General features: G+C 69.0%; 9 protein-coding genes. 7 read left to right on the top strand and 2 right to left on the bottom strand.

The window, feature by feature from the left end:
• Positions 1–181: 181 nt before the first annotated feature.
• Positions 182–838, bottom strand: coding sequence for a GntR family transcriptional regulator (locus DIE17_RS17495; RefSeq protein ID WP_124921190.1), 657 nt, complete (start codon positions 836–838; stop codon positions 182–184).
• A gap of 94 nt (positions 839–932) precedes the next feature.
• Between DIE17_RS17495 and DIE17_RS17490 the strand changes: the two genes are divergently transcribed.
• Positions 933–1409, top strand: a complete 477-nt coding sequence (locus DIE17_RS17490) for an OsmC family protein (protein ID WP_124485997.1) — start codon at positions 933–935, stop codon at positions 1407–1409.
• Between the two features lie 118 nt (positions 1410–1527).
• On the opposite strand, the gene DIE17_RS17485 is transcribed toward DIE17_RS17490, so the two are convergent.
• Positions 1528–2478: a LysR substrate-binding domain-containing protein gene (locus DIE17_RS17485; protein WP_124921189.1), complete on the bottom strand. Its 951-nt coding sequence runs from the start codon at positions 2476–2478 to the stop codon at positions 1528–1530.
• 114 nt (positions 2479–2592) lie between these two features.
• Here DIE17_RS17485 and DIE17_RS17480 point away from each other — a divergent pair, with 114 nt between their 5' ends.
• The 6 genes from DIE17_RS17480 to araG all read left to right on the top strand — a co-directional run bounded on the left by DIE17_RS17480 (position 2593) and on the right by araG (position 10652).
• A complete protein-coding gene (locus tag DIE17_RS17480) occupies positions 2593–4344 on the top strand; it encodes an IlvD/Edd family dehydratase (protein ID WP_124485999.1) in 1752 nt (583 codons plus the stop codon).
• A 331-nt stretch (positions 4345–4675) separates the two neighbouring features.
• Complete coding sequence (locus tag DIE17_RS17475) at positions 4676–6034, top strand: MFS transporter (protein WP_124921188.1); 1359 nt, start codon at positions 4676–4678, stop codon at positions 6032–6034.
• A 50-nt stretch (positions 6035–6084) separates the two neighbouring features.
• Entirely contained in the window at positions 6085–7014 is a 930-nt protein-coding gene (locus tag DIE17_RS17470; protein ID WP_124486001.1) for a dihydrodipicolinate synthase family protein, read from the top strand.
• A gap of 24 nt (positions 7015–7038) precedes the next feature.
• Complete coding sequence (locus DIE17_RS17465) at positions 7039–7968, top strand: Gfo/Idh/MocA family protein (RefSeq protein WP_124921187.1); 930 nt, start codon at positions 7039–7041, stop codon at positions 7966–7968.
• A gap of 87 nt (positions 7969–8055) precedes the next feature.
• Complete coding sequence (locus DIE17_RS17460) at positions 8056–9069, top strand: arabinose ABC transporter substrate-binding protein (RefSeq protein ID WP_124486002.1); 1014 nt, start codon at positions 8056–8058, stop codon at positions 9067–9069.
• 20 nt (positions 9070–9089) lie between these two features.
• Complete coding sequence (gene araG / locus DIE17_RS17455; protein ID WP_124921186.1) at positions 9090–10652, top strand: L-arabinose ABC transporter ATP-binding protein AraG; 1563 nt, start codon at positions 9090–9092, stop codon at positions 10650–10652.
• Positions 10653–10676: the final 24 nt, after the last annotated feature.

Below are 10676 nucleotides of genomic sequence, written 5' to 3'. Positions count from 1 at the left end.
GGTCGGTGGCGGTGGGGGGGGGCAGTCTTTCGGGTGGGGGAGTGGGCGCTGGCTTCGCGTTCGGCAGCCGAAGCCGAAGCCGAAGCCGAAGCCGAAGCCGAAGCCGAAGCCGAAGCCGACGGGCTAAGCCTGAGTAGAGGCCGGCCGCGGGCCGGTAGATGGAATCACACGAGTGGCTCGATCACGCCCCAAGGCGCAGATCGTCCTCGACGAGCCGCATCACGATGCGTCGGGCCGAATCGAGGTGCGCGACCGTCATCGCGCGGGCGCCACGTGCATTGCGTTCGCGGCATGCTTGCAGGATTTCCTCATGCTCGACCTGGAATGACGGCGTATCCGCGAGCAACGTCGCCTGCAGTCGCTCGTAGCGCTCGACCTGGCTGCGCAGCTCCGCGATCGCCTTCAACTGCCGCTCGTTGCCGCAGCACGAGTACAGCAGCGCATGGAATTCGCGGTTCAGCTCGCCTTGCCGGCGCGGCACGTTCGATTCGCCGAGCAGCCTGTGCACGAGTTCGGCGCGCGCGAGTGTTTCGTCGTCGAGCCGCTTCACGCTGCGGTAGATCGCGTCGCCTTCGAGCAGCGCGCGCATGTCGTAGATCTCCTGCACGTCGGATGCGCTCAGCATCCGCACGACCGCGCCGCGATTCCTGAAGATATCCAGCAATCCTTCGCGTTCGAGGCGCTGGATCGCCTCGCGCATCGGAATCCGGCTGATGCCGAAGCGGTCGGCGAGGTCGCGCTCGACGAGCCGCTCGCCTGCCTGCAACTCGCCGTTGATGATCATCTCCCGCAACGATGCAGCCACCGCGTCCGCCGTCGAATCGAGTCTGGCTTCCATGTTCCCGTGCTCCTCATTTTGGAATAATGGTATACCAAATGACATTCCGGTGCCACAATGACGGCCTCACGTTCCGATATCGAAGGAGAGCGAGATGGCGCATGGCGAACACAAGTACCGCGTGGCAGTGGAGTGGACCGGCAACCGGGGAACCGGTACTTCGGGGTATCGCGAATACGGCCGTGACCACGTGATCCGCGCGGGTTCGAAGCCGGACATTCCGGGCTCGTCGGATGCGGCGTTCCGCGGCGACGCGGCGCGCTGGAATCCGGAAGACTTGCTGCTCGCGTCGGCCTCGGCGTGTCACAAGCTCTGGTATCTGCATCTGTGTTCCGATGCGGGCATCCGCGTGCTGGCGTATGTGGATGACGCGGAAGGGACGATGCTCGACAGCCCCGGGCCGGGGCGCTTCACCGAAATCGTGCTGCATCCGCGCGTGACGATCCAGGCGGGCGACGATCGTGCGCTCGCCGAGCGGCTGCATCATGACGCGCATGCGAAGTGCTATGTGGCGAACTCCGTGAACTTCCCGATCCGGTGCGAGCCGGTGATCGAGGTCGCGGAAGCGTGATGCATGCCGTGGAACGGGCGGGGTTCGCTGCGTACCGGGCGTAACCGAAACGCGGGACGCGAGCGCACGCGTGTCTTTCGACAGGCGAGCAGGCTCGACGAAACCGGGCCGCGTCGCCTCACAACACGACCCCGTACACCTCCCGCGCCGCCGCCCGAATCGCATCGGCCATCACCTCGACAGCCGGCGAAGGCAGCCGGTCCGTGCGTGTGATGATCCCGAAATCGTCCATCCGGCAATCCATCTCCAGCGGCAGCACCGTGACGATCCCGTGGCGCGCGTAGTACAGCGCGACGTCCTCCGCGAGCACCGCGATCATGTCGCTCTGCTCGATCAGCTGCGTGATGAACAGCAGCGCCGCCGTCTCGACCACGTTCGCGGGCGGCGCCAGGCTCGCGCGCTGGAACACGAGTTCGAAACGATGACGCAGCACGCTGCCGGCCGGCGGCATGACCCACGCGGCGCGCTGCACGTCGGCGAGCGACAGCGGCGCCTGCGCGAGCAGCGGATGGCCGGGCCGCACGACCGCGGCGACCGGCTCGCCGGTCAGCGGCTCGTAGCGCAGGTGCAGCTTGTCGTGTTCGGCGGACAGCCGGCCGAGCACGATGTCGAGCCTGTCCTGCGCGAGGTGTTCGAGCAGCGCGTTGCTCGTGTCGATCGTCACCGACACGCGCACGTTCGCATGCGTTCCCTTGACGGCCGCGACGGCCGGCGGCACGAGCCGCAGCCCCGGCGACGTGATCGCGCCCACCGCCACGTGCCCGAGATGGCCGGCCTTCAGCGCGGCCAGCTCCTCGCGCGCCTGGTCGAGGCTGCCGAGCGCCGCGCGCGCGTGGCGGATCAGCGCGTCGCCGTACAGCGTCGGCCGCATCCCGCGCGGCAGCCGCTCGAACAACACCGCGCCGATCGATTCCTCGAGCTCGCGCAGCAGCTTCGACGCGGCCGGCTGCGTCATGCTCAGCGCGGCCGCCGCGCGGTGGATGCTGCCTTCGTCGGCGAGCGCGACGACCAGCAGGAGCTGGCGCGTCTTCAGGCGGCTGCGGTTTCCCCACGGGCTGGCTTCGGGCATCGTACGGGTTTATATCGATATCGGAATCGATATCGTAATCGCCTAAAACGTCATTAGCCAGTTATCAAAATTCTGCCTAGACTGCGCCGGTATCCCGTCACCACAGGACTGACGATGTCGGCAACGAAACCCAGGCTGCGCTCCACCCAATGGTTCGGCACCAACGACAAGAACGGCTTCATGTACCGGAGCTGGATGAAGAACCAGGGCATCCCCGATCACGAGTTCGACGGCCGGCCGATCATCGGCATCTGCAACACGTGGTCCGAACTGACGCCGTGCAACGCGCACTTCCGCAAGCTCGCGGAGCACGTGAAGCGCGGGATCTCCGAGGCGGGCGGGTTCCCGGTCGAGTTCCCGGTGTTCTCGAACGGCGAATCGAACCTGCGGCCGTCGGCGATGCTCACGCGCAACCTGGCGTCGATGGACGTCGAGGAAGCGATCCGCGGCAACCCGATCGACGCGGTCGTGCTGCTCGCCGGTTGCGACAAGACGACCCCCGCGCTGCTGATGGGTGCGGCGAGCTGCGACGTGCCGGCGATCGTCGTGTCGGGCGGGCCGATGCTGAACGGCAAGCTCGAAGGCAAGAACATCGGCTCGGGCACGGCCGTGTGGCAGCTGCATGAAGCGCTGAAGGCGGGCGAGATCGACCTGCACCACTTCCTGTCGGCCGAGGCCGGCATGTCGCGCTCGGCCGGCACCTGCAACACGATGGGCACCGCGTCGACGATGGCGTGCATGGCCGAGGCGCTCGGCGTCGCGCTGCCGCACAACGCGGCGATTCCGGCGGTCGATTCGCGCCGCTATGTGCTCGCGCACATGTCGGGCATCCGCATCGTCGAGATGGCGCTCGAAGGGCTCGTGCTGTCGAAGGTCCTGACGCGTGCCGCATTCGAGAACGCGATCCGCGCGAACGCGGCGATCGGCGGCTCGACCAACGCGGTGATCCACCTGAAGGCGATCGCGGGCCGCATCGGCGTGCCGCTCGAACTCGAGGACTGGATGCGCATCGGCCGCGACACGCCGACGATCGTCGACCTGATGCCGTCGGGGCGCTTCCTGATGGAGGAGTTCTATTACGCGGGCGGGCTGCCGGCCGTGCTGCGCCGGCTCGGCGAAGGCGGGCTGCTGCCGCACCCGGACGCGCTGACGGTCAACGGCAAGTCGCTGTGGGACAACGTGCGCGAAGCGCCGAACTACGACGACGAGGTGATCCGCCCGCTCGACCGGCCGCTGATCGCCGACGGCGGGATCTGCATCCTGCGCGGCAATCTCGCGCCGCGCGGCGCGGTGCTGAAGCCGTCGGCGGCGAGCCCCGAGCTGCTGAAGCATCGCGGCCGCGCGGTGGTGTTCGAGAATCTCGATCACTACAAGGCGACGATCAACGACGAAGCGCTCGACGTCGACGCGAGCTCGGTGCTGGTGCTGAAGAACTGCGGGCCGCGCGGTTATCCGGGGATGGCCGAGGTCGGCAACATGGGGCTACCGCCGAAGCTGCTGCGCCAGGGCGTGAAGGACATGGTGCGGATCTCGGATGCGCGGATGAGCGGCACCGCGTACGGCACGGTCGTGCTGCACGTCGCGCCGGAAGCGGCCGCGGGTGGCCCGTTGGCCGCCGTGCGCAACGGCGACTGGATCGAGCTCGACTGCGAGGCCGGCACGCTGCATCTGGACATTTCGGATGACGAACTGCAGCGGCGCCTGTCGGACGTCGATCCGACCGCGGCGCCGGGCGTGGCCGGGCAGCTCGGCAAGGGCGGCTATGCGCGGCTGTATATCGATCACGTGCTGCAGGCGGACGAGGGGTGCGACCTCGACTTCCTGGTCGGCACGCGCGGCGCGGACGTGCCGAGCCATTCGCATTGAGCGGCGCATAGCCGTGCAGGGACGCGGACCGCGGCGGGGCCTGAGGGAAACGAGTGACGCGCCGGCCGTGGTCGAGCGCGAAGCATGGGGGGCACGCACGCACTAAAGCGCTAATGCGGGCCGACCGCAAAGCATGGGGCGTACGCAAGCGCTAAAGCGCCAACGTACGCCGACCGTAAAGCTTGGGGCGTACGCAAGCGCTAAAGCGCCAACGTACGCCGACCGTAAAGCTTGGGGCGTACGTAAGCGTTAAGGCGCCAACGTACGCCGACCGCGAAGCATGGGGCCCCCGTAAGCGCTAAAGCGCTAACGGTGGCCGACAGGAGACAAGATGACGACGCAGTACCCCCCCGCGCACGCCGTGGCGGACCAGTCCGAGTCGCCGGCAGCCGTCGACGAACGGCAACTGACCCGCCTGCTCACGCGCAAGCTCGTGCCGTTCCTCGCGCTGATCTACGTGGTCGCCTACGTCGACCGTACCGTCGTCGGCTTCGCGAAGCTGCACATGAACGCGGCGATCGGCCTCGGCGATGCCGCATACGGACTCGGCGCCGGACTGTTCTTCATCGGCTACTTCCTGTGCGAGGTGCCGAGCAACCTCGCGCTCGGACGCTTCGGCGCGCGCGTCTGGTTCGCACGCATCCTCGCGACGTGGGGCGTGATCACGATGGCGATGGCGCTGGTACAGGGGCCGGCCAGCTTCTACGTGCTGCGCTTCCTGCTCGGCGCGGCGGAAGCCGGCCTCTATCCCGGCATCCTGTACTTCCTCACACAATGGTTCCCGATGCGCGACCGTGCCCGCGTGATCGGCCTGCTCGTCCTTGCGCAGCCGCTCGCCGGCATCGTGACGGGCCCGCTCGCCGGTTGGCTGCTGTCGACGCACGGGCTGTTCGGCCTGTCGGACTGGCAGACGCTGTTCGTCGTCAGCGGCCTGCCGGCCGTGCTGCTCGCGTGGCCCACGCTGCGGCTGCTGCCCGAATCGCCCGCGCATGCGCGCTGGCTGAACGACGACGAGCGCCGCTGGATCGCGCGGCAGCTCGCCGCCGATCGCGACACGTATCGCCCCGATTCGCACGGCAATCCGCTCGCCGCATTGCGCGACCGCCGCGTACTGCTGCTCGCCGCGCTGTTCCTGCCGTTTCCGCTGTGCATCTACGGGCTGTCGCTGTGGCTGCCGACGATCATCCACGCGTTCGGCACCGGCGATGCGGCGACGGGGATGCTGTCCGCGGTGCCGTACCTGTTCGCGGTGGTCGGCCTGCTCGTCGTGCCGCGTCATTCGGATCGCAAGCGCGAGCGTTACTGGCACATCGTCGTCGTGTCGGCGGCCGCCGCCGTGACGATGGGCGCGAGCGCGTGGGTGCGCGAACCGGCGCTGCAGTTCCTGTTCATCTGCCTGACCGCGTTCTCGCTGTATTCGATCCAGGCCGTCGTATGGGCGCTGCCCGGCGAATTCCTCACCGGTACGAGCGCGGCGGTCGGCATCGCCGCGATCAATTCGCTCGCGAATCTCGGCGGCTACCTGGGGCCGTACGGCATCGGCCTGATCAAGGCGTCGACCGGCAGCCTCGCGGCCGGCCTGTACTTCCTCGCGGCGACGTTGCTGTTCGCGGTGCTGATGACGTTCGTGGTGCGCGCCGCGCTGCGCGCGCCCGAGCCGGCCGCGGGCACATTCGCCGGCGAATCCTGAACCCCGTGTTTTCCGGCTGAACGCCGCTTCGACCGACGCAGGACCGAACCATGACATCGAGCAGCACGCCGCGCTATCGCGGCATCTTCCCCGTCGTCCCGACGACGTTTTCCGAGACCGGCGAGCTCGACCTCGCGAGCCAGAAGCGCGCGGTCGACTTCATGATCGACGCGGGCTCGGACGGGCTGTGCATCCTCGCGAACTTCTCCGAGCAGTTCGCGGTCACCGACGACGAACGCGACGTGCTCACGCGCACGATCCTCGAACACGTCGCCGGCCGCGTGCCGGTGATCGTCACGACGTCGCACTACGGCACGCAGGTGTGCGCGGCGCGCAGCCTGCGCGCGCAGCAGCTCGGCGCGGCGATGGTGATGGCGATGCCGCCGTATCACGGCGCGACGTTCCGCGTGCCCGAAGCGCAGATCTTCGAGTTCTTCGCACGCGTGTCGGACGCGATCGACATCCCGATCATGATCCAGGATGCACCCGCGAGCGGCACCGCGCTGTCCGCGCCGTTCCTCGCGCGCATGGCGCGCGAGATCGAGCAGGTCGCGTACTTCAAGATCGAGACGCCGGGTGCGGCGAACAAGCTGCGCGAGCTGATCCGGCTCGGCGGCGACGCGATCGAAGGGCCGTGGGACGGCGAGGAGGCGATCACGCTGCTCGCCGACCTGCATGCCGGCGCGACCGGTGCGATGACCGGCGGCGGCTTTCCGGACGGCATCCGGCCGATCCTCGAAGCATTCCGCGAAGGGCGGCACGACGAGGCGTTCGCGCGCTATCAGACGTGGCTGCCGCTGATCAATCACGAGAACCGCCAGTCCGGGATCCTCACCGCGAAGGCGCTGATGCGCGCCGGCGGTGTGATCGCGTGCGAGCGGCCACGGCACCCGATGCCGGAACTGCACCCGGACACGCGCGCGGAGCTGCTCGCGATCGCGCGCCGGCTCGATCCGCTCGTGCTGCGCTGGGCGCACTGAGCAAGTGGCGAAGGAGAAACGCAGATGAGCGACGTGATTTCACTGGGCGTGATCGGGATCGGCAAGATCGCGCGCGACCAGCATTTGCCGGCGATCGCCGCCGAACCGGGTTTCGTGCTGACCGCGTGCGCGAGTCGTCATGCGGAAGTCGACGGCGTGCGCAACTACCAGGACCTGGGCGCGCTGCTGGCCGCCGAGCCCGAGCTCGACGCCGTGTCGCTGTGCGCGCCGCCGCAGGTGCGCTACGCGCAGGCACGTGCCGCGCTCGAGGCCGGCAAGCACGTGATGCTCGAGAAGCCGCCGGGTGCGACGCTCGGCGAAGTGGCCGCGCTGGACGCGCTCGCGCGCGAACGCGGCCTCACGCTGTTCGCGACCTGGCATTCGCGCTGCGCGAGCGCGGTGGAACCGGCGCGCGCGTGGCTCGCGACGCGCACGATCCGTGCGGTCCAGGTGCGCTGGAGGGAAGACGTGCGGCGCTGGCATCCGGGCCAGCAGTGGATCTGGGAGCCCGGCGGCCTCGGCGTGTTCGATCCCGGCATCAACGCGCTGTCGATCGTTACGCGGATCCTGCCGCGCGAGCTCGTGCTGCGCGAGGCGACGCTCTACGTGCCGAGCGACGCGCAGATGCCGATCGCGGCCGACCTCGAATGCGCCGATACGCACGGCGTGCCCGTGCGCGCGGAATTCGACTGGCGGCACGGCCCCGTCGAGCAATGGGAGATCGCGGTCGACACGTCGGACGGCGTGCTCGCGATCAGCCGCGGCGGCGCGCAATTGTCGATTGCGGGCGAGCCGGTCGAGCTCGGGCCGCAGCGCGAGTACCCGGCGCTGTATGCGCAGTTCCGCGCGCTGATCGCGCGCGGCGCAAGCGACGTCGACGTGCGGCCGTTGCGGCTCGTCGCCGACGCATTCCTGTTCGGCCGGCGCGTCGGGACCGACGCGTTCGGCCGCTGACACCGTGCCGCCGCGAGCGCGACCGCGCACGACGAGACGCGCACGACGAGAGTTGAAGACCCAAGCCAACAGACAAGGAGACACCGCATGAACCGCACGACCCACACGATCCGCCGCCACACGCTGCGCGCGCTGCTGGCCGCGCTTTGCCTCGCGCCGCTCGGGATGCAGGGCGCCGCGCACGCCGACGCGCCGCTGAAGATCGGCTTCCTGGTGAAGATGCCCGAGCAGGCATGGTTCATCAACGAGCAGAACGCGGCGTCCGCGCTCGGCCAGAAGGAGAACTTCTCGGTCGTGAAGATCGGCACGCCGGACGGCGAGAAGGTGCTCGCCGCGATCGACAACCTCGGCTCGCAAGGCGCGCAGGGCTTCGTGATCTGCGCACCCGACGTGCGCCTCGGGCCGGCGATCGCGTCGCGCGCGAAGCGCTACAACATGAAGTTCGTGACGGTCGACGACCAGCTCGTCGACTCGACCGGCAAGCCGCTGCCGAACGTGCCGCACCTCGGGATGTCGGCGACCAAGATCGGCAACCAGGTCGGCCAGGCGATCGCCGACGAGATGAAGCGGCGCGGCTGGAAGCCGGAGGAAGTCGGCGCGCTGCGCGTCACCAACTACGAGCTGCCGACCGCGAAGCTGCGCACCGACGGCGCGACGCAGGCGCTGCTCGCGAACGGCTTCCGCAAGGAAAACATCTTCGACGCCCCGCAGAAGACGACCGACGACGAAGGCGGCTTCAGCGCGGCGGCGCCCGTGCTCGCGCGCCATCCGAACATCAAGAAGTGGGTGGTCTACGCGCTGAACGAGGAAACCGTGCTCGGCGCGGTACGCGCGACCGAGCAGCTGCACATCCCGGCCGCGGACGTGATCGGCGTCGGCATCAATGGCGCGGGCGAGGCGTTCGCCGAGTTCCAGAAGAAGGAGCCGACCGGCTTCTACGGGACGATCGCGGTCAGCTCGACGAATCACGGCAAGGACAGCACGCAGAACCTCGTCGACTGGATCCGCAACGGCAAGACGCCGCCGGCCGACACGCAGACGAGCGGCAAGCTGATGACGCGCGCGAACTGGCAGGCCGTGCGCGCCGAACTCGGCATCTGAACCAGCGGGGCGACGACGCGATGACGATGCAGATGATGACGGCCAGTTCGCGCCGCGACGACGTGGCCACGCCCGGCAGCGCGCCGCCGCCGCCCGGCGGCGCGCTGCTCGCGCTCGACGGCATTACGGTGACGTTCCCGGGCGTGCGCGCGCTCGACGGCGTGTCGCTGTCGGTGCGCGCGGGCGAGGTGCACGGGCTGATGGGCGAGAACGGCGCGGGCAAGTCGACGCTGCTGAAGGTGCTGTCCGGCGTGAACCAGCCGCAGGCCGGCACGCTGACGCTGAACGGCACGGTGCAGCGCTTCGCGTCGACGCGCGCCGCGCTCGAGGCCGGCATCGCGATCATCTACCAGGAGTTGCATCTGGTACCCGAGCTGACGGTCGCCGAGAACCTGATGCTCGGCCAGCTGCCGAGCCGGCTCGGCGTGGTCGACGAGCGCGCGCTTGCCGTGCGCGCGCTCGATGCGCTGGAGCGGCTCGGCGAGCACATCGATCCGGACATCCCGGTGAAATATTTGTCGATCGGCCAGCGCCAGATGATCGAGATCGGCAAGGCGCTCATGCGCGACGCACGCGTGATCGCGTTCGACGAGCCGACGAGTTCGCTGTCCGCGCGCGAGACGACGCAGCTGTTCCGCATCATCCGTTCGCTGCGGGCCGAGGGCCGCGCGATCATCTACGTCACGCACCGGATGGAGGAAGTCGACGCGCTGTGCGATCGCGTGACGGTGTTCCGCGACGGCCGCCGGATCGAGACGTTCGAATCCGTCGCCGAGCTCGACCGCGACCGGCTGATCGGCTGCATGGTCGGCCGCTCGATCGAGGACGTGTACGGCTACCGGCCGCGCACGCCAGGCGACGTGCTGATCGAGGCGAAGGGACTCGTTGGGCCGGGCCTGTCCGAGCCGGTGTCGTTCGCCGCGCGGCGCGGCGAGATCGTCGGCTTCTTCGGGCTCGTCGGCGCGGGCCGCTCGGAGCTGATGAAGCTGCTGTACGGCGCGGCGCGCCCCACGAGCGGGCATGTCGAGCTGGGCGGCAAGCGCGTGGCGTTCGCGAGCCCGCGGCACGCGGTGCGCGCCGGCATCGCGCTGTGCCCCGAGGACCGCAAGCAGGAAGGCATCGTCGCGATCGCGTCGGTGGCCGACAACCTGAACATCAGCGCGCGCCGTCATTTCAGCCCGGCGCGCGTGCTGCTCGACGCGCGGCGCGAACGCGAGCTGGCGCAGAAATACATCGAGCGGCTCGCGATCAAGACCCGCGACGGCGAGACGCCGATCGGCGCGTTGTCGGGCGGCAACCAGCAGAAGGTCGTGCTCGCGCGCTGGCTGGCCGAGCGCATCGACGTGTTCCTGATGGACGAGCCGACGCGCGGCATCGACGTCGGCGCGCGCGCGGAAATCTACAACCTGTTCTACGAACTCGCGGAAGCGGGCCGCACGGTGATCATCGTGTCGAGCGATCTGGCCGAGGTGATCGGCGTGGCGGACCGCGTCATCGTGATGAAGGAAGGACGGATCGCGGGCGAGGTCGCGAAGGCGCAGGCGACGCCCGACGCGCTGATCAAGCTCGCGCTGCCGCGCTAGCGGCCTGCAGTCAACCGGAAAGCA

This window comes from Burkholderia sp. Bp9099, assembly GCF_003857805.1.
GTDB lineage: Bacteria > Pseudomonadota > Gammaproteobacteria > Burkholderiales > Burkholderiaceae > Burkholderia.
Note: the sequence above shows the minus strand (reverse complement) of the source record. Positions and strands in the feature narration are given on the sequence as shown.